We start from the raw sequence: 18,431 nt of genomic DNA on the forward strand, positions 1-18,431 counted from the left end.
CCACTCTCCCACTCTCCCACTCTCCCCCTCTCCCACTCTCCCACTCTCCCCCTCTCCCCCTCTCCCACTCTCCCCCTCCCCCCCTCCCCCCCTCCCCCCCTCTCCCCCTCTCCCCCTCTCCCTCTAGCCCCTATTTTCTTTTGACTTTTGACTTTTGACTTTTGACTTTTCTAATTATGGATTGCATTCACGTTACTGAAATTCGCTGCTACGGTTACATCGGCTACTTGCCAGAAGAACAGGTGTTGGGACAGTGGTTTGAGGTAGATGTCAGCTTATGGTTGGATTTGTCCGTAGCGGGTAAAAGCGACGCCATAGAAGACACGGTAGATTACCGCACAACAATTGAAACAGTAAAGCACTTGGTGAAGTCATCTAAGTTTGCGTTGGTGGAAACATTGGCTGGTGCGATCGCATCCAGCATCCTAGAAGCAGAGAAAGTAACCCAAGTGCGAGTTAGGGTGACAAAGCCCTCAGCCCCTATTCCCGACTTTGGCGGTAAAATCTGCATCGACATCACCAGATCGAAACAGCAATAATTCTATGAAAAGGTAAAAACAATGGCATTTCGCATATTAAGCTTAGACGGCGGCGGTATTCGGGGCGTCATGGAAGCAGTTATCCTCGCAGAAGTCGAACAACTGATCGATCGGCCCTTAAATCAATACTTTCACCTAATTGCAGGCACATCCACCGGATCGATTTTGGCAGCTGCGATCGCCACAGGACGAAGAAGCCAGGAAATTATCGAACTTTACAGGCAAAAAGGCAAAAACATCTTCCCCTACACCAGTCGCTGGTCACTCCAGCGGCTACCATTGATACTGCAATACGGCCCCTCAGCCCCTAAATTTTCCGACCAAGGACTAATTAACGTTCTCAAAGAGCAATTTGGCAGCACACAATTATCCGATATTGACACATCGCCACGACTCTTAATTATTGCTTACGACACGATCGATCGAGAAACCATCGTTTTTAAAAGTTGGCAAAGATACAAACCTTGGGCAAATTCACCCCTGTGGGAAGTCTGCGTATCTTCCTCATCTGCCCCAACTTATTTTCCAGCACATCTAATGAAAACCCAAGACAAAAACTATTCCCTAATTGACGGCGGCGTTGGTGCCAACAACCCTTCATCCTGTGCTATTGCCGAAGCCATCCGACTGGATAATCCAATTCAAGAAATATCCCTCCTCTCAATTGGAACAGGAAATTCAAGTAACTCAATTCCTTTTGAACAAGTACAAGGTTGGGGAATGGGGCAATGGATATGGGAAGGACGCTTGATTCAAGTATTGTCTGATGCTTCTGGTGATGTTAACGATTACATTACTCGGCAGGTAATGAGTTCCCCAGAACTTGAAGATCGACCCTCTTCTCGCTATCTGCGGCTGCAACCCACAATCAAGAACGAGCTGATCGACGATGCCACAGATAATAATATCAATAGATTAATCGATCTAGCACAGACCTACATACGAGAAAATCAAGAAATACTTGCTAACTTTGTCCAAAGTACCAGAGATTAAGATGTTAAATTGCATTAACGGTACAGAAAGCACATCCGATCGCAGAACCATTCCGCGTCCTGACAGTTCCTCCACTATCCTCTCGATCTCATCACCCTAATTTTTGAATATGTCTAAAATTATATTAATCACAGGCGCAACATCTGGAATCGGCAAAGAAACGGCCAAAGCTTTAGCTAGAACTGATAGCACTGTAGTTATAGTTGGTCGCCACGAGCAAAAAACTCAAAATGCCACCCACGAAATCAAAGAATTCAGCGGTAATAGCAATATTGACTATTTTATAACTGATTTATCCTTGATGAGTGAAGTCATAAAATTAGCTCATCAATTTAAAGAAAGGTATTCCAGATTGGATACTTTGATAAACAATGCAGGTGTTTTCTTGCCTGAAAAAATCATGACTCAGGAAAACATGGAGACTACTTTTGCAACTAACTATTTATCTCCTTTTCTCTTAACTAATCTGCTAATAGAACATCTACAATTATCGCCGCAAGGTAGAATCATAAACGTTTCTTCCGGTGCTTATGAAGAGGCAAATTTAGATTTTGAAAATATCCAAGCTGAAAAAAGCTATGATGGGGGCATGGTATATGCAAACAGCAAGCTGGAAATTATATTATTTACTCTTAAAATGGCAAATATTTTACAAAACACTTCTGTTACTGTAAACTCCTTTAATCCAGGCAGAGTAGCTACTGATTTAAATAGATTGGTACAAACACAACCAAATCCTAATGACAAAACTCCAGAAGAAGGTGCCCAAACGGCAATTTATCTAGCAATTAGTCCAGATGTAAGAAATATTAACGGTAATTATTTTTATCTTAATAAACCGATATTGTTGTCAGAAAAAGCCTTAAATCTGGAGTGGCAAGATAAACTCTGGCAAATAAGTAACAGTTTAATTAACAGATTTATATGATATTTTTAAGAAATGGGTCAGTATTTAAAAGCACTGGATATGTATGAGCAAGAACTCTCGCTGGACTCTTACCATGCAATACCGTCTAACATTTATCAACCTTTTTACCGCGACTTTAATCTTGTGCGTCGCTGCTAGCTTGCTGCCAAATTCCTACTACCAAGTTTTTAATTCAGCACAAGCGCAATTAGCACCGCCAACACCGAATCTAGAAGCAGATCGGTTGTTAGAAATGGGTGTAACGCAAGCTCAGAATGGACAATTGGATGATGCTGCGGATATGTTTCAGCGAGTATTAGCGCTTAGTAAATACATAGGCGATCGCGAACGTCAAGAGATATCCCTGAGTAACCTTGCTGTTGTCTATCGCCAATTAGGTGAGTCCCAGAAAGCGACAGAATTTTATCAACAAGCATTTGCAGTTTTACGTAATCCAGATATCTTAATTAAACTCGCCAAAGTTTACCAACAATCGAACAACAGGTTAAAAGCTCTGGAATCTTATCAAAAAGCTCTCGCCATTTACAAACAAAGCGGCAATAGCGATCGCGAAACAGATATCCTCATTACCATTGGCGATCTCGATCTAGAATTAGGCTTGAGTTCCCAGGCATTATACGCATACCAACAAGCTTTAGAAATTTACAAACGACAGCAAAACTGCCGCAGTGAAGATAAAATCCTGAAGAGAATGGGTCAACTTTACGAAAGGATAGGTCAAAATAATCAAGCACAGCAATTAGAGCGCCAAGTAGCTAGACAACAAAGCGATCGCAATCGCCGCTGCATCGATCGAATAGTCCGATTTCCCGTAACCGCAAGTCCGACTATGCTTCGCGACAATGACAGCCCTTCATTCTAATTGTCTTTATTACTTAGCCCGCGCAGGCGGGCTTTGTTTGTGTAGCCGCGACTTCAGTCGTCAAGCTTCGTCATCTCTCGCCAATCAGCTATACTATCAAGCATAGCGTCATAGTTCATATACTTTAAATGAGTCAGTGTCTTAACCCTGATTGCCAATTCTCAAATCCATCTCTTCCCAAATTTTGTCATCGGTGTGGGAATAAATTACTTTTAGCAGACCATTACCGTGCCATTAGGTATATTGGCGAAGGTGGATTTGGTCGTACTTTTGAGGCGGTAGACGAACATCGTTTTGATACCCGATGCGTGATTAAGCAGTTTTTGCCCCAACTGCAAGGTAGTGCTGCACTCCAGAAAGCGACGGAATTATTCAAGCAGGAAGCAATGAGATTGCGAGATTTGGGCAAACATCCTCAAATTCCTGACTTGCTGGCATTTTTTGAACAAGATAATCGGTTTTACCTGGTACAAGAATTTATTGATGGTCAGGATTTGTTCAAAGAATTACAGCAACGGGGAAAATTTAGCGAACAAGAAGTGAGAAAATTACTAGCTGAATTGCTACCAGTCTTGGATTTTATTCACCAGCAAAATGTCATTCATCGCGATATCAAACCAGATAATATTATTATAAGTAATGACGGTTCTCTCGTTCTGATTGATTTTGGCGTTTCCAAACAATTAAGCGCTACCGTGCTTACCAAAATGGGTACTATTACTGGTACTCCAGGTTATGCAGCACCGGAACAAATGCACGGTCATGTTTCGCCAGCTAGTGACCTCTATAGTTTAGCTGTAACTTGTATTCGGCTATTAACTGGGTGTTTGCTGGAAGAGAGAAATGGTGATTGGAACGATAAACTTTTCGATCCGATGCAAATGCAATGGGTATGGCGTCGGCAAAATGTTTCTGTAAGTAATGATTTGGGAAAAGTATTGGATAAAATGCTATTGTTTCCCATAGGAGAGCGATATCAATCTGCTGCTGAAGTTCTGAAAGCGCTCAATCCGCCGCCAGTTTCACCTCCTCAGCCAAAAATTCAAGTTCCACTTGCTCAAATCTCATTTCCCCAATCTCCTCAGATTAAATCTCTATCCCAATCTTTTACTGAAGATTTGGGGAATGGTGTCAAACTCGATATGGTTTACATTCCTGCTGGGACATTTACAATGGGTGCGCCGTCAACTGAAAAAGAAAGTAACGATGATGAAAGACCCCAACATCGTGTTACAATCAAATCATTCCTAATTGGGAAATACCCAGTTACTCAGAGCCAGTGGAAAGCTGTTGCTAATCTCCGCAAAGTTAACCGCGACCTACAGCCAGACCCATCTAGATTTAAAGGTGCAAATCGACCTGTAGAACAAGTTTCGTGGTATGATGCAGTAGAGTTCTGCGATCGCCTTTCCCGACACACTGGTAAAACCTACCGCCTACCCAGTGAAGCAGAATGGGAATACGCCTGTCGCGCTGGAACCACAACACCATTTTACTTTGGCGAAACAATTACTCCCGAATTAGCTAATTACAATGGTAATTATACTTACGGTTTGGGCGCTAAAGGAAAATATCGTCAGGAAACCACCCCAGTAGGTAGTTTTCCTTCCAATAAGTTTGGGCTTTACGACCTGCACGGCAATGTGTGGGAATGGTGCGCTGACCATTGGCACTCGAATTATCAATCAGCACCTAACGATGGAACTATATGGCTAACTAGCGATGAAAGTTCTAACCGGCTGCTGCGCGGTGGTTCGTGGAACAACGATCCGTGGGTTTGCCGTTCGGCTTATCGCGACGGGGGCGTTGCGGGCGACAGGAACTGCAGCATCGGTTTTCGGGTTGTTTGTCTTGTTGCGTGGACTTTGTAGCCCTTTATACTCTTACCCTTTTACCCTCTACCCTTTTTTCTTTACCCTCTCTTTTATTGTAGCCCTTCGCCGTAGGCGATCAATTTTTTTTTTTCAAAATGAGCGAATTACCAATTATCCAAAAAACCTACGATTTGATTAAATGGTACGTGCCAATTTTGAACCGCCTGCCCCGCGACCATAAATTTATGCGAGGGGACAGAATCATTACGGGACTCTACGATCTGCTGGATGGATTTATTATAGCAAACTATCCCTCAAAAAAGCAAGAGTATTATATAGACTTTGTTTGTTAAAATTTTGGTATTACCCACCCTAAAACTACAGCAAATGTACGAAATTACCTTATCTTTACCAGAAGAAACGGCGTTAGCGCTGAAACTAACTCCCGAACAATTGGGCGATGAAGTCTGTTTAGCAGCAGCAATCAAACTATATGAATTAGGTAAACTTTCCGCTGGTGCTGCGGCTAATCTTGCTGGTGTACCGCAAGTTGTATTTTTAACCAAGCTAGCTGATTACGGAGTTGACACATTTCGACTCACAGAAGAGGAATTGAAGGAGGATTTTGCGCGTGCCTAATGTCATTTCTGACACTTCGCCTTGGATAACTATTCGCCAACCTTTGTCTGGGGCAATTTTATCCATCGTAACGGAACTGGGAATGGGTGAACGAGAGGCATTAGCACTAACAGTAGAAATACCAGATTCTTTAGTTATTTTAGACGATGCTTTAGGCAGAAGATATGCACGCTTGATTGGTGTGCAATTTACAGGTACTTTGGGGCTGTTGTTGAAAGGAAAGCAAGTAGGATATATGACAACTATTGCGCCTATTCTCGATCAACTGGATGCACTTCGCTTTCGCCTTGACCCTTCTACCCGCGCGGCAGTCCTCAAATTGGCTGGCGAATTACCTGTATAATTTAACATGGCGATCGCATTACAAGTTGGTTTCAGTATGACAGTATTTATTAAACTCTCAATTCCATGAGTTACGACAACGCTTGTAAGTATTTAGCAGAACGTTTCCCCGCTGATTTTACCCGGTGGCTTTTAGGAATAGAAGCGACTAGAATTAGGGTATTGAAAACGGAACTAGATGTAGAACCAATTCGTGCAGATTCGGTTAGTTTTTTGAGACTTGCCGATCGAATTTTGCATTTAGAATTTGAAACCGATGCTTATTCTAAACCTCCTATTCCTTTCCGAATGCTGGATTATTCAGTCAGGTTAAAACGGAAATATCGTCGGGATGTAGAACAGTTTGCGATCTTTTTGCAGGAAACGTCAAATGAAATAGTTTTCACCACAGAGTATCAGGATAGAACTACAACTCACCGCTATAACGTAATTCGTTTGTGGGAACAAGACCCTGCCATCTTTTTGGATAATCCTGGTTTGTTACCTTTGGCGGTATTGGCGAGGAGTGATTCTCCCCAAGCTTTGTTAGAACAAGTTGCCGAAAGGGTTGATAGAATAGAAGATACGGAACAACAGCGAGGAATTGCTGCTTGTACTGGCATTTTAGCGGGGTTACGCTTTGAGAAAGACTTAATTCGTTCAATTTTGAGGGCTGATATTATGCGAAATTCTGTTATTTACCAAGACATTCTCCAAGAAGGAAGACAGGAAGGAAGACAGGAAGGAAGACAGGAAGGAAAAAAAGAGGAAGCAATTTTATTTATTACACGCCAATTAACGCGGCGATTTGATGAAATTGATTCTGCACTTCAAGAACGAATTGGCAGTTTATCTATCGAAGAATTAGAAGATTTAGGAGTGGAACTATTAGATTTTTCCGAAGTGGCAGATTTAGAGGCGTGGTTGGGATATCCGCGATCGTAAATATTGATTGAAAATGTAAAATCTCATTTGTAAACCAAGTTTTGTACCTGCTTTCCTCACCCACCAGGGATTCAAAGATGCTGTTGGCAAAGTCGGTGGTGTCGCCCACACCCGCCCTGCACTCAAGTGCAGGGCTAATAGCGAAAGTCCATTAAAATGGACTGGAAGATTAGTATTCAGTCCACTTGTAGGGGCGGGTTTAGCAAACATCCTTTGTTTCCTACGGATCGCCTCACAACAAAACCCTTAGTATTCAGTACACTTGTAGGGGCGGGTTTAGCAAACATCCTTTGTTTCCTACAGATCGCCTCACAACAAAACCCGCCCCTACTTAAGCTATTAGCCAGCGATTTGAATCGCTGGCGGGCCCCAAGCGAAGTCAGTAGCTTTGTGTAGAATTAAAATCTCGTCAATTTACCAACAACATCTTCAAATCTCTGGCTAGTTCAACAATTGTCTCCTAATTGCTGTTCGCAAGCGCCGATACTTACCCAGGTGCTAGAACCATCTTCCCAGTGTTCTTTCTTCCATATTGGGGCGTTGTGTTTGAGAGTATCGATCGCATATTGACAAGCTGCAAACGCTTCCCCTCGATGGGGAGAACCAACCGCTACCAACACGCTGATTTCGCCGATTCCCAAACGTCCGATCCGATGGTGAATCGCCACCCGATTTACATCTTGCCACGTTTTGCGAAGATCGGCGGCAATTTGACGGAATACCTGAACCGCCATCGGCTCATAAGCTTGATATTCTAAGGCTACTACAGGCTTTCCATCGGTTTGGTTGCGAACCATCCCACTCATCAATACTACAGCACCGTTAGCGCGATCGTCTGCTAGTGCGTAGACTTCTTCAAGAGATAACGGCGCAAAGGTAATGGCAAAATTATCTCCTGGGTGGCTTCGATCGATCGCTGTTAAAGAAATAGTACTTGTATTGTTCATTGGATTTAAATAGAGATGTAGGGGTAATATCGTTTCCAGTTGCATCGTTAGCATAAGAATGATATCGTCAAGTTGTCTGTTTTTATCGTTGGTTAAATTTTTACCACAGATGAAGACAGATGAACACAGATGAACACAGATAAGAGAAGAACGGGAATTTTTAGGTAACCGATACGTAAGGACATTACCCCTACATCTAGTTAGTAGTGTTGGAGAAATCTTTCAAATTTGAAATTAATTCCCACTTCCCTACAATCACGCCTTTCCGCCGCCTATCAAGTAAAGCAGCGCCATGCGAACAGCAACGCCGCTGGTAACTTGTTGGGAAATCAGACTAAACTGGGGATCGTCCATCAGATCGGAGCTAATTTCTACGCCGCGATTGACGGGACCCGGATGCAGTACTTTGACATCGGGTTTGCAGAGTTGGATGCGATCGCGTGTAATCCCAAACAACTGATGGTATTCTCGTAAACTGGGCAACAAATGCTGACTCATCCGTTCCTTTTGCAGCCGCAACGTCATCACAAAATCGGCATCTTGTAAAGCCGGTTCCAAATCCCAATGCAAAAATAATTTTCCAGGTCTATCTTTACCATAACCGGCAAACAACAGCGGTAATAAAGTCGGCGGCCCAGCCAAATGGACTTCGGCTCCACTTCCCATTAAACTCCAGATATTAGAACGTGCTACTCGCGAATGTAGAATATCTCCGACGATCGCAATTTTTTTGTCCTTCAGCAGTTCTAATCGAGGTAGGTCTGGGTCTAACGCAGCAGAAATGGTAAACAAATCCAGCAACGCTTGTGAAGGATGTTCGTGTTGACCATCACCAGCATTAAGCACACTCACCTGAGATTGTAGCCGATCCATCTCATTTGCGATCGCTTGCGGCACCCCCGCCTCCCGATGGCGAATCACCATAATATTCGTTCCCATCGCCAGATACGTTATCGCCGTATCCAGAATAGTCTCCCCTTTCGTCAGAGAAGAAGTTGCCTGTGCAAAGCTAAGCGTATCCGCTGAGAGTCGCTTCGCCGCCAATTCAAAGCTATTGCGAGTCCGAGTAGAAGGCTCAAAAAATAAATTTGCCACCACCTGTCCTTGCAGCGTCGGTACTTTCTTCACCCGCCGCGACAGCACTTCCCGAAAACTAGCCGCAGTTTGTAGAACGGTATCATACTCAGATGGAACAAAATCAGCTAGGGAAATAACGTGGCGGCGCGTCCAAGTCGTAGTAGCCATGAGGGTAATTTAGCCAAATTACGTTGAAAATGTCTTCAAAGCGAATGAAATCATGGTTAGAAAAGTCAAGAATCCCACTGCATCCAGCAATGTAGTCAGCAAAGGCCCACTAATCAAAGCCGGATCGAGATTCACTCGCTTTAGTCCCATTGGCAACAACGTTCCCAGGGAAGCTGCTACCAACACATTAATAGACATCACCGCAGCGGCAATTAACGCCACCCACCGTTCGTTTGGGGGAGACCAAATCAGAGATAGAATGCCCAGAGAAAGGCCCAGCCCCAAGGCTGTACCCAATCCAGCCAGAACTTCTTTGCGGAGAATTTGCACGGTATCTTTGGGTGTTACCTCCCCCACGCCGAGTCCCCGCACTGTCACCGATAAAGCCTGAATAGCCACATTGCCGCTGGCATTGGACAAAATCGGCATAATGACTGCCAGAACGGGTACTAAGGAAATCACTTTCTGAAAAGGAGCGATCGCACTAGCAGCACCAATATATAAACCAATGTTACCCAGCAGCCACGGCAGGCGCTTGCGAAGTGTCACCAACGGATGAGATAGTGCTGCTTCGTCACCGCCGCTGACCCCCGCCAACTTCTGGATATCCTCAGTAGCTTCTTCTTCTAAAATGTCTATAACATCATCGATAGTGATGATTCCCACTAGACGATCTTCGCGATCGACTACTGGCACTGCGATTAAATCATAGCGTTTCATCTGTCGCGCCACCTCTTCCTGCGCCATATCCGTCCTTACTTTAACGACGCGATGGCTAGCAATATCCCCTACCAAGACATCGGGAAAAGTAAATAACAGCTGCCGCAAAGAAACCACCTTCAACAGTTTGCGGTTGTCATCCGTGACGTAAGCATAGTAAATTGTTTCCTTATCTTCATCGCTCAAGCGGATTTTGTTTAAAGCTTCTCCAACAGTCAATCCCTCCCGCAGTCGCACATATTCCGTCGTCATCACCCGACCCGCAGTGCCTTCTGGATAGCCCAAAATCCTTGCGGTTGCCTGCCTTTCTTCAGAACTGAGCTGCTGTACGAGTCGCTTTACCACTCCAGCAGGCAATTCGTCAAACAATTCGGCCCGATCGTCGGGACGCATAGCATCTACAATTTGGCATACATGAGCGTTATGCAGAGAATTAATCAATTCTTCCTGCACTTCAGCGGGTAGATACTCAAAGACATCAATAGCCTGATCTTTTTTGAGCAGGCGAAATGCTAGAGCGCGACGTTCTGCTGGCAAATCAGCAATGTAATCTCCCACATCTACAGCCGGGATGCGATTGAGTTCAGACTTTAGTTGATTTAAGTCAGCAATATCCGATAGTGCAACACGTCCTTCCTGAGTGAGCATAAAACCTCCCAATCTCCCACGCGCCGGGAGACAGGGCTTCACCAGGCGCTTAGGAGCTTACTACTGTGACTGGATGGACTTCGGTCCATGAAAACATTTAATTGAATTCAACACTCGTATCTGCTACAAGCTAGCGATACCAGTAAGTCTATGCTACTCCCAGAAGATTAATTGCACAATCCCTTTAGAGAGGGGCCAGAAAAGTCAAAAGTCAAAAAGTGGCTAGGGGAAGAGGGAAGAGGGGAAAACAAGAATGACTAATGACTGACTGAGGGGCAGAATCTTCTCCCTCTTCCCTAGTCCCTAGCCCCTCTTCCCCCTGCCCCTAACCCCTAGCCCCTAGCCCCTAGCCACTTTTTGACTTTTGACTTTTGACTTTTGACTTCCGCATAGCGGCCCTAGTTGTTGTTTGGTAGAAGATTTGCTAAAATCTCACGCACTGCCATCATCAAATACAGAGGTTTAATACGGATGGACATCAAATTAGTTCTAATGGGATTGACATTTGTATTTATCCTGTCCAGCCTATTCTTTGGCACCAAAAATGGATTTTACGATTCGGACAACTACCACGGTAACGGTTCGGCGCACTAAAAAAGCCCACAGCGTTAGCCCGGAGGCTAGACAAACTCTCGCCTGCCTACACAGGCGAAAAGAAATTTTGGGATTTTAGGCCGCGCAGGCGGTATAAGTTTGTGTAGCCGCGCCTTTAGGCGTTAGGCTGTAACTCTTCCAAAGGGAGCATCGTGATCGAGCTAGAATGCTTACCCTATAGCGTGAATCATGCCGACGAAGGGGTCTGTCTGCTAGTGCGGATGGGCCCATATCGCATCATGTTCGACTGTGGGATGGAGAACATAACGCCCTTACAGGCAGATTTGAAGCAAGGACTGCCAGCTGACGTAGTGCTATGCAGTCACGCTCACCCCGATCATGCTAGGGGCTTTCTAGCGCTGCATCAAGCTTTCCCTCAGTTGCCAATTTACGCCAGCGAAGCAACAACGCAATTGTTGCCGCTGAATTGGCCGAATTTAGACCCGCAGAAAATACCGCAATTTTGTCAAGCTTTGCCGTGGCGATCGCCTGTGGAGTTTCAAGACGGCCTATGTGCTGAATTGTTTCCCGCCGGTCACCTACCGGGAGCTGCCGCCATCCGGCTAACCTACACTACTCCTCGCCGTACCTACACCCTGGTTTATACGGGTGACTTTTTCCTGTCCAACTCCCGTCTGGTGGAAGGGTTACCTTTAGATGCCTTGCGCGGAGTAGAACCTGATGTACTGGTTGTCGAAGGCACCTATGGCACGGCGCGTCATCCCCATCGGCGACAGCAGGAAAACCAGCTAGCAGAACGCATCAGCAGAGCGATCGCCAACGGTCAATCTGTACTCCTACCAGTCCCAACTTTGGGCCTCGGTCAGGAAATCCTCATGCTCCTACGCAGTCACCACCTATTCACAGGTCGCGACGTGGATATCTGGGTCGATGGCTCAATTGCCGCAGGTTGCGACGCCTATCTTAACCTCCTGCCTCACCTACCGGGCTCGGTACAGAATTTTTCCCGCCATCAACCCCTTTTTTGGGATGAACGAGTCCGTCCCCGCGTCCGTCGGCTACAACCCGAACAGCGTCAAATCGTCAGTAAGTCTCCCTGTATTGTTTTTACGGATGAAACAGCCGATCTGAATGCTTATTGTCATCCAGATAGCGGTTCTTGGCTAATATTGCTCCCTCACCGACCCGGACGCCCAATCGCTGAGGAGTATCAAGTCCTGATGTCTGACTCCGGCACAAACCCCGAACCATCCAGATCTCAACGCAAACACAAACTTACATCACCTATTAGCGTCGAAAGCTATTTGTTAGCCCAGCATTGCGATGGCCCCGGCACTACCCAGCTGATCCATAACCTGCGTCCCCAGCACGTGGTGTTTATGCACGGCTCTCCCACCTACTTAGCAGACTTGACAAGTTTGGATGAGCTGCACAACCGCTACCATTTGCATTCCCCATCTGCGGGAACGCTTGTCGAACTGCCAATAGGCGAGACATTTCTGCAACCAGCAGCACCGGAAACTAACTACGAAGGCGAACTAACTGAGTTGGGGACGGTGGTGACAATTACCCTCCCTGATGCCATTACCGTCGATCCGCGCTGGCAAAATTTTGCTGACACTGGTTTAATAGAGGCACGCTGGCAAGGTGAGGAACTGGTATTGCGGGGGTTAACGCAACGGGAGTTGCTGACTCAAGGAAGCGATCGCATCCCCGCCGACTTAGCCTGCTGCGGCAGGTGTCTCCACCAGCGGGGACAGCGTTGTTGGAACCAGGCATCCCCCCTGTTTGGCTTCAAGGTCACACCAGATGGTTACTGTCCTGTGTTTGAACCCTCTGCTACTCAACCCCGATCCTTAAGGGAAGATGAACAAAATAATTAACCTTTGAAATTATTGGTTTGCTCCTCAGCCTAATTCATCCGTAGAGTCAATCCAAAATCCAAAATTTTAGCCCAGCGCTGGGGATATAACGCTGGGCTAAAATGGAATTGACCAAACTCAAGCGCACCCACCAAAAGCACTAATCTGAATTCGCGTCAGGGTAATGGTTGCGAATTTGTTCTGCTTCGGGACAATCGTCCGAAACTAACGGTTCTACATTACCTTTTGGCACAGAAGCTAACTTCTGACTAACCGCACCAATGCTTTCCAGGCGCACCATCTCTTCCCAAGAAGAAATTTCATCTTCTTCATCGGTTTCATAACGCAACGTTACTAAATCCCCTTCAATGTCGATGATGCGAGCGCGTTCGATCCAACGTTGCTGGTCCCGCAAGAAAACACAGACTTCACGACCATCGCAACAGAGTTGATAGATCTTGCGGTGTAGCATATATTGTTTCTCCTGAACAGGGAACTCTTGAACGCACCCCAACTAAATCAAAGATTATAGTTGAGGATTCTTTCGCTAAGAAATACTAAATCTCTCGATTTTACCAGAAATACTAGCCTTCTTTGTTTGTCTCCACAACTTTTGCTCTTTGAGCAATTCAGTCAAAAGTAATTGTTTGACTTTTTATTTCTAAGAGAAAAAGTGTTCGGTTTACTTGGTCTATGTCTCCAGCTTTTACCAGCTTTTACACTACCAAGTTTACCAATGAATGAATTGATTGTTTTGGCAAAACTAAAAAAGAAAAAAACAATCATCAGAAGTCAGAAGAAAGTTTTGTTAAGTATATAAGGATTTGGCTTCTAATTCTGGTTTCTGGATATTGGCTCCTAGATTCTTAAGTTTTTACTTTTTGCTTCCCAAAGAGAAAAGCCTTTACCTTTGGCTTAGTCTCCTATGAGGACAGGGTAGGGTTTATACCTACGACGATATCAGTCAAATTCGTTACCCTGGATTCACGATCGCTCACAAGAAGTGAAATTGCTTTTAAGCAGTATCAACCAGCTTATTGCCGGAATCCAGTTTGGAATTTGTCTGCGCGTATCCTAACACAAAAGAGACGCTTTCATCTCAATTTTCAGCTTCCAGTGAGGTAATAGCTAAAAATTTGGCTTTTTTAATTTTGACCCATACCTTGTCAAAGGAATAAGTATTACTTTATCGATTTTATAATATTCAGGCCAAATCTGCGAACTGCCAGACTCTATTTTTTGTCTAAATTTACACTTTACCCAAGCGGCTGCGCCAAAAACTTCAGCCTCACAAAATATCATAACGGCAAAGTCCCTATTTGAGGGTCTTGCCGTTAGTCACCACTATAAACTAGAACACCGATTTAGTATTAGAGAGGGGGGGATGAGAAACCGGGATTCTTTGGTTGTCAAGGTCGATATTGCGTTGGTATAACGCACATATTCCCGGTTTGTGGCATTACTAAATTGGTGTTCTAGGCCAAGCTTACGCCAGTGGGAGTGTATTTAAGAATACAGAAAATTGTCTTAGCAAGGTACGGCAGTCGGTTGTATGGATCTTAAATAAACTTGGCCGTACTCTACTAGGCTTCGTGTCACATCTCCGCGTCCCTCTCGTTCAATTTGACCTGAGTGGAGGGCTCTGTATAGCGTGACAACGGCGTCTAAATCCGCTGACTGGTAGCCTTTATTAGCCAGTACCTGGCCAATCAGACCTTCAGAAGCAACACTTAAACACCCTGTTTGAAAAGCAGACTTTACCAGTGAGCGAATCATAACGTCTCAGCGAATCCTAGATGCGTTAATCGTTAATTATCAGTATCAAACATCTCTCTGATTAAGTAAATGACGGAGATCCGCAGTAGCCTGTGATAAATTTCCTCATTGTGCTGTGATTTAGGTCACTGAGGCTCAAAGTTGTTGATTTAGGCTACGGAAAGTCTAGTAGTGCTGTGTATGGTGGGCGTAAGACTACAACAGAGAGATTCGACTTATGTAATAGCTTAGATGGATTAATGTAAAGAATGTGTAAAGAATACAGGGGTATATGTAGAAAAGTTCGTGAAGATTCGGAAAATAGGTTCACCGAAGGCCAGATGCAACCTATGTAAGCGGCACTATCGTCAGAGACTCACTTCACCCATTGATGGCTTTGACTATTCTTTTTGGAGACCGATCGCTTGTAAAGTAGTGGGATTACCACAATTCTTGTTAAACAGGAACAGCACCAGTGTTGGCGATCGCAATTAAAGAGCAGCAATATAAAACCTACATTCTCTCGGACGAAACAGCCCAATCCGAGGTAGAAGTCGTTCCAGAGCGAGGCGGTATCATTACCAGATGGCGCGTACAAGGTCAAGAAATTCTCTACCTAGACGCAGAGCGATTGACCGATCCAAACTTGAGCGTCCGAGGCGGCATTCCTATTCTGTTTCCCATCTGCGGCAACTTACCCGACAACACCTACACCCATCAAACTAAACAGTACAGCCTCAAACAACACGGTTTTGCTCGCGACCTTCCCTGGGAAGTGACTGACCAAGTTACACAAGACGTGGCAAGTATTACTCTAGTTCTGGAAAGCAACGACGAGACCCGGAAAGTTTACCCATTTGACTTCAAAGTCGCCTTCACCTACATTCTCAGGGGTAACACACTCCAAATTCGTCAGCGCTACACCAATCTCTCGGATGAACAGATGCCCTTTTCCACAGGTCTGCATCCTTACTTTTATATGCCAGATAAGACCCAGGTGGAGTTCAAGATTCCCGCTAGCGAGTACCAAGATAAGCTAACTAAGACAAACCGTTCCTTTACAGGTAACTTTGACTTCGACAGCGATGAAATTGATGTGGCATTTCGGGATATCAGGAGTCCATTTGCCAGCGTCACCGACAACAACCGCAAGTTGCGGCTAAATCTGAGTTACGACGAAGCTTACTCTACGCTGGTTTTCTGGACGGTTAAAGGTAAAGATTTTTACTGTCTCGAACCTTGGACTGCGCCTCGAAACGCCCTGAATACGGGAGAAAATCTGATCCGCTTAGAACCAGAAGCCACTTTTGAAACCCTAGTTAGTCTGAGTGCAAATTTTTTCTAGGGGCTAAGAGTGCTAGGGGCTACCCTTTTCCTGTTGTCGATCTTTTTCGGGAAAACGCTTGACAAACTCTTTTTATCTGTGTTAAGTTGATGAACGTTGTCTAAAAAACAATTTTCTGGGTCGCTAACTCAATGGTAGAGTACTCGGCTTTTAACCGAATAGTTCCGGGTTCGAGTCCCGGGCGACCCATTTTTAATAAAATCTCTAGAAAAGCTCGATCGCTCAATCTATAGATATATTCCCTGATAGGTTGTAAACTATCTTAAGATTATTGTAAGAATTTCGCTCGTCTAAGACTAACCAGCTGACCAAAAACCATTAGGAGGACAATTTATGGCGCTTGTACCAATGAGGCTGCTGTTGGATCACGCGGCTGAGAACGGCTACGGTATTCCAGCTTACAACGTCAACAACATGGAGCAAATCCAAGCCATCATGCAGGCTGCCCATGAGACAAATAGCCCCGTTATTTTGCAAGCTTCTCGCGGAGCCCGCAAGTATGCTGGAGAAAATTTCCTGCGCCATCTGATTTTGGCCGCAGTGGAAACCTATCCCCACATCCCCATTGTCATGCACCAAGATCATGGCAATGAACCAGCCACCTGCTACTCTGCCATTCGCAACGGTTTCACCAGCGTGATGATGGATGGCTCCTTAGAAGCCGATGCCAAAACTCCAGCTAGCTTCGAGTACAACGTCAATGTCACTCGTGAAGTGGTGAAAGTTGCTCACTCTATCGGTGCCAGCGTTGAAGGCGAACTGGGTTGCCTGGGTTCTCTGGAAACCGGCATGGGTGAAGCGGAAGACGGTCACGGTGCAGAAGGCGTTCTTTCTCACGACCAGCTGCTGACCGATCCAGACGAAGCCGTTTCCTTCGTGGAGCAAACCCAAGTAGATGCTTTGGCAGTTGCAATTGGCACTAGCCACGGCGCTTACAAGTTCACCCGCAAGCCGACTGGGGAAATCCTCGCCATCAGCCGCATTGAGGAAATTCACCGCCGCCTGCCAAACACCCACTTGGTTATGCACGGTTCCTCCTCTGTGCCCGAAGATTTGCTCGCGATCATTAACCAGAATGGCGGTGCAATTCCTGAAACCTACGGCGTGCCTGTGGAAGAAATCCAAAAGGGGATCAAGAGCGGTGTCCGTAAAGTAAATATTGATACCGACAACCGTTTGGCTATTACCGCTGCGGTACGGGAAGCGCTATTCAAAGATCCCAAGGAATTTGACCCCCGTCACTTCTTGAAGCCTTCTATCAAGTATATGCAGAAGGTTTGTGCCGATCGCTATAACCAGTTTGGCACTGCTGGTAATGCTACCAAGATCAAGCAAATGTCTCTGGATGAGTATGCCGCTAAGTATGCCAAGGGCGAGTTGAACGCTGTGGCTAAGAAGGCTGTGACTGTCTAAATAGCTGAGCCTCTAGTAATAGGTTGTTAAATTTTGTGGGTAGCTTTTAAGCTACCCTTTTTTTAATCGCCAATCACCGATTAAACAAAAACGCGGTGTTGTAAGGAAGGCATTTGGCGGCGGACTTGGATAAGTCGATCGGGATTAATTTCGGCGATCGCAACTCCGGGCCTATCCCCAGCATCGGCTAAAATCACACCCCAAGGGTCAACAACGATCGCGTGTCCGTGCGTGTGACGCATGGCATAGTGGTTTCCAGTTTGAGCCGGTGCAATGACGTAACAGGTGTTTTCGATCGCTCTGGCTTGGATTAGCACCTGCCAATGATCCTTGCCAGTGTAAGCAGTGAACGCTGCTGGCACAAATAATACATCGGCTCCCATTTGGGATAGGTGGCGGTAAAGTTCCGGGAAGCGGACATCGTAGCACACTGATAGTCCCAAGTTACCCAATTCTTTAGTAGCAGCAACCGGCGGAATGCTCGTCCCAGCCATCACCGTGCTAGATTCTTGATAGGTGTTGCCATCAGGGACATTAACATCAAATAAGTGCACTTTCTGATAGCGGGCGAGTTCTTGACCGCTGGGGTCAAACAGCAGCGCAGTGTTGTATACTTTATCACTGGTGACGGGAACTGGAAAGCCGCCGCCTAAGATGGTGACTTGGAAGCGTTGAGCCATTGTTTTGAGGAATTTTTCGCTCTGTTGGGCGATCGCTTCTGCTTGGCCAATTTTATCCTTCTCTTCCCCCATAAAGGAGAAGTTTTCGGGCAAGCATACTAACTCGGCACCCCGCCCTTTGGCAAGTTCTATCAGTTCTTCCGCCTGAAGCAGGTTTTTTTGCAAGTCAGGCACACTGGTCATTTGGATGGCGGCGGCGAGATAAGACTTCATCGGTAAA

Annotated in this window: 19 protein-coding genes and 1 tRNA gene; 14 read left to right on the forward strand and 6 right to left on the reverse strand. The window is 45.5% G+C overall.

Annotation, left to right across the window (positions count from 1 at the left end; all coding sequences use genetic code 11):
* The first annotated feature begins 176 nt into the window (after positions 1 to 176).
* The 9 genes from folB to LAY57_RS18605 all read left to right on the forward strand — a co-directional run bounded on the left by folB (position 177) and on the right by LAY57_RS18605 (position 7,041).
* The gene (folB, locus tag LAY57_RS18565) at positions 177 to 539 is read left to right on the forward strand and encodes a dihydroneopterin aldolase (RefSeq protein ID WP_249068353.1); all 363 of its coding nucleotides are present in this window, start codon (positions 177 to 179) and stop codon (positions 537 to 539) included.
* A gap of 21 nt (positions 540 to 560) precedes the next feature.
* On the forward strand, positions 561 to 1,532 hold the full coding sequence (locus LAY57_RS18570) for a CBASS cGAMP-activated phospholipase (protein ID WP_249068305.1): 972 nt from the start codon (positions 561 to 563) through the stop codon (positions 1,530 to 1,532).
* Positions 1,533 to 1,641: 109 nt separating this feature from the next.
* Positions 1,642 to 2,460, forward strand: coding sequence for an SDR family oxidoreductase (locus LAY57_RS18575; RefSeq protein WP_249068306.1), 819 nt, complete (start codon positions 1,642 to 1,644; stop codon positions 2,458 to 2,460).
* 43 nt (positions 2,461 to 2,503) lie between these two features.
* Complete coding sequence (locus LAY57_RS18580) at positions 2,504 to 3,322, forward strand: tetratricopeptide repeat protein (protein ID WP_249068307.1); 819 nt, start codon at positions 2,504 to 2,506, stop codon at positions 3,320 to 3,322.
* A gap of 128 nt (positions 3,323 to 3,450) precedes the next feature.
* Entirely contained in the window at positions 3,451 to 5,193 is a 1,743-nt protein-coding gene (locus LAY57_RS18585) for a bifunctional serine/threonine-protein kinase/formylglycine-generating enzyme family protein (RefSeq protein ID WP_249068308.1), read from the forward strand.
* Between the two features lie 98 nt (positions 5,194 to 5,291).
* Positions 5,292 to 5,489, forward strand: coding sequence for a four helix bundle protein (locus LAY57_RS18590; RefSeq protein ID WP_249068309.1), 198 nt, complete (start codon positions 5,292 to 5,294; stop codon positions 5,487 to 5,489).
* A complete protein-coding gene (locus tag LAY57_RS18595; protein ID WP_249068310.1) occupies positions 5,479 to 5,775 on the forward strand; it encodes a UPF0175 family protein in 297 nt (98 codons plus the stop codon). Before LAY57_RS18590 ends, LAY57_RS18595 begins: the two co-directional genes overlap by 11 nt.
* On the forward strand, positions 5,768 to 6,118 hold the full coding sequence (locus tag LAY57_RS18600; protein WP_249068311.1) for a PIN domain-containing protein: 351 nt from the start codon (positions 5,768 to 5,770) through the stop codon (positions 6,116 to 6,118). The genes LAY57_RS18595 and LAY57_RS18600 overlap by 8 nt, the downstream gene beginning before the upstream one ends.
* A 65-nt stretch (positions 6,119 to 6,183) precedes the next feature.
* Complete coding sequence (locus tag LAY57_RS18605; protein WP_249068312.1) at positions 6,184 to 7,041, forward strand: DUF4351 domain-containing protein; 858 nt, start codon at positions 6,184 to 6,186, stop codon at positions 7,039 to 7,041.
* 446 nt (positions 7,042 to 7,487) lie between these two features.
* On the opposite strand, the gene LAY57_RS18610 is transcribed toward LAY57_RS18605, so the two are convergent.
* The 3 genes from LAY57_RS18610 to mgtE form a co-directional block, all read right to left on the reverse strand.
* Positions 7,488 to 7,988 carry a molybdenum cofactor biosynthesis protein MoaE gene (locus LAY57_RS18610; RefSeq protein ID WP_249068313.1) on the reverse strand — a complete coding sequence of 167 codons (501 nt, stop codon included), beginning with the start codon at positions 7,986 to 7,988 and terminating at the stop codon, positions 7,488 to 7,490.
* Between the two features lie 255 nt (positions 7,989 to 8,243).
* Entirely contained in the window at positions 8,244 to 9,233 is a 990-nt protein-coding gene (locus LAY57_RS18615) for an aspartate carbamoyltransferase catalytic subunit (RefSeq protein WP_249068314.1), read from the reverse strand.
* Between the two features lie 18 nt (positions 9,234 to 9,251).
* Entirely contained in the window at positions 9,252 to 10,601 is a 1,350-nt protein-coding gene (gene mgtE / locus LAY57_RS18620) for a magnesium transporter (RefSeq protein WP_249068315.1), read from the reverse strand.
* Positions 10,602 to 11,072: 471 nt separating this feature from the next.
* Here mgtE and LAY57_RS36815 point away from each other — a divergent pair, with 471 nt between their 5' ends.
* Together LAY57_RS36815 and LAY57_RS18625 are read left to right on the forward strand one after the other, a co-directional pair.
* Positions 11,073 to 11,195, forward strand: coding sequence for a DUF8629 family protein (locus LAY57_RS36815; protein WP_522729853.1), 123 nt, complete (start codon positions 11,073 to 11,075; stop codon positions 11,193 to 11,195).
* A 155-nt stretch (positions 11,196 to 11,350) separates the two neighbouring features.
* Positions 11,351 to 13,039 carry an MBL fold metallo-hydrolase gene (locus LAY57_RS18625; RefSeq protein ID WP_249068354.1) on the forward strand — a complete coding sequence of 563 codons (1,689 nt, stop codon included), beginning with the start codon at positions 11,351 to 11,353 and terminating at the stop codon, positions 13,037 to 13,039.
* A gap of 139 nt (positions 13,040 to 13,178) precedes the next feature.
* On the opposite strand, the gene LAY57_RS18630 is transcribed toward LAY57_RS18625, so the two are convergent.
* On the reverse strand, positions 13,179 to 13,490 hold the full coding sequence (locus LAY57_RS18630; RefSeq protein WP_249068316.1) for a DUF6679 family protein: 312 nt from the start codon (positions 13,488 to 13,490) through the stop codon (positions 13,179 to 13,181).
* 1,055 nt (positions 13,491 to 14,545) lie between these two features.
* The gene (locus LAY57_RS18635; RefSeq protein WP_249068317.1) at positions 14,546 to 14,794 is read right to left on the reverse strand and encodes a hypothetical protein; all 249 of its coding nucleotides are present in this window, start codon (positions 14,792 to 14,794) and stop codon (positions 14,546 to 14,548) included.
* Between the two features lie 454 nt (positions 14,795 to 15,248).
* On the opposite strand from LAY57_RS18635, the gene LAY57_RS18640 reads away from it, so the two are divergent.
* The 3 genes from LAY57_RS18640 (at position 15,249) to fba (ending at position 17,531) form a co-directional block, all read left to right on the forward strand.
* Positions 15,249 to 16,118, forward strand: a complete 870-nt coding sequence (locus tag LAY57_RS18640; protein WP_249068318.1) for an aldose epimerase family protein — start codon at positions 15,249 to 15,251, stop codon at positions 16,116 to 16,118.
* Between the two features lie 117 nt (positions 16,119 to 16,235).
* Positions 16,236 to 16,307 (forward strand) — tRNA-Lys (locus tag LAY57_RS18645).
* 144 nt (positions 16,308 to 16,451) lie between these two features.
* Positions 16,452 to 17,531: a class II fructose-bisphosphate aldolase gene (gene fba, locus LAY57_RS18650; RefSeq protein WP_249068319.1), complete on the forward strand. Its 1,080-nt coding sequence runs from the start codon at positions 16,452 to 16,454 to the stop codon at positions 17,529 to 17,531.
* Positions 17,532 to 17,611: 80 nt separating this feature from the next.
* Here the strand turns inward: fba and LAY57_RS18655 are convergent, their stop codons facing one another.
* Entirely contained in the window at positions 17,612 to 18,424 is an 813-nt protein-coding gene (locus tag LAY57_RS18655; protein WP_249068320.1) for a carbon-nitrogen hydrolase family protein, read from the reverse strand.
* Between the last annotated feature and the right edge of the window lie 7 nt (positions 18,425 to 18,431).

The sequence above is a fragment of the Argonema antarcticum A004/B2 genome (assembly GCF_023333585.1).
GTDB lineage: Bacteria > Cyanobacteriota > Cyanobacteriia > Cyanobacteriales > Aerosakkonemataceae > Argonema > Argonema antarcticum.

Excerpts from the sequence above, each read along its gene's own strand:
- folB (WP_249068353.1), top strand. The coding sequence starts at position 177 with ATGGATTGCATTCACGTTACTGAAATTCGCTGCTACGGTTACATCGGC.
- LAY57_RS18570 (WP_249068305.1), top strand. The coding sequence starts at position 561 with ATGGCATTTCGCATATTAAGCTTAGACGGCGGCGGTATTCGGGGCGTC.
- LAY57_RS18575 (WP_249068306.1), top strand. The coding sequence starts at position 1,642 with ATGTCTAAAATTATATTAATCACAGGCGCAACATCTGGAATCGGCAAA.
- LAY57_RS18580 (WP_249068307.1), top strand. The coding sequence starts at position 2,504 with ATGAGCAAGAACTCTCGCTGGACTCTTACCATGCAATACCGTCTAACA.
- LAY57_RS18585 (WP_249068308.1), top strand. The coding sequence starts at position 3,451 with ATGAGTCAGTGTCTTAACCCTGATTGCCAATTCTCAAATCCATCTCTT.
- LAY57_RS18590 (WP_249068309.1), top strand. The coding sequence starts at position 5,292 with ATGAGCGAATTACCAATTATCCAAAAAACCTACGATTTGATTAAATGG.
- LAY57_RS18605 (WP_249068312.1), top strand. The coding sequence starts at position 6,184 with ATGAGTTACGACAACGCTTGTAAGTATTTAGCAGAACGTTTCCCCGCT.
- LAY57_RS18610 (WP_249068313.1), bottom strand. The coding sequence starts at position 7,988 with ATGAACAATACAAGTACTATTTCTTTAACAGCGATCGATCGAAGCCAC.
- LAY57_RS18615 (WP_249068314.1), bottom strand. The coding sequence starts at position 9,233 with ATGGCTACTACGACTTGGACGCGCCGCCACGTTATTTCCCTAGCTGAT.
- mgtE (WP_249068315.1), bottom strand. The coding sequence starts at position 10,601 with ATGCTCACTCAGGAAGGACGTGTTGCACTATCGGATATTGCTGACTTA.
- LAY57_RS36815 (WP_522729853.1), top strand. The coding sequence starts at position 11,073 with ATGGACATCAAATTAGTTCTAATGGGATTGACATTTGTATTTATCCTG.
- LAY57_RS18630 (WP_249068316.1), bottom strand. The coding sequence starts at position 13,490 with ATGCTACACCGCAAGATCTATCAACTCTGTTGCGATGGTCGTGAAGTC.
- LAY57_RS18635 (WP_249068317.1), bottom strand. The coding sequence starts at position 14,794 with ATGATTCGCTCACTGGTAAAGTCTGCTTTTCAAACAGGGTGTTTAAGT.
- fba (WP_249068319.1), top strand. The coding sequence starts at position 16,452 with ATGGCGCTTGTACCAATGAGGCTGCTGTTGGATCACGCGGCTGAGAAC.
- LAY57_RS18655 (WP_249068320.1), bottom strand. The coding sequence starts at position 18,424 with ATGAAGTCTTATCTCGCCGCCGCCATCCAAATGACCAGTGTGCCTGAC.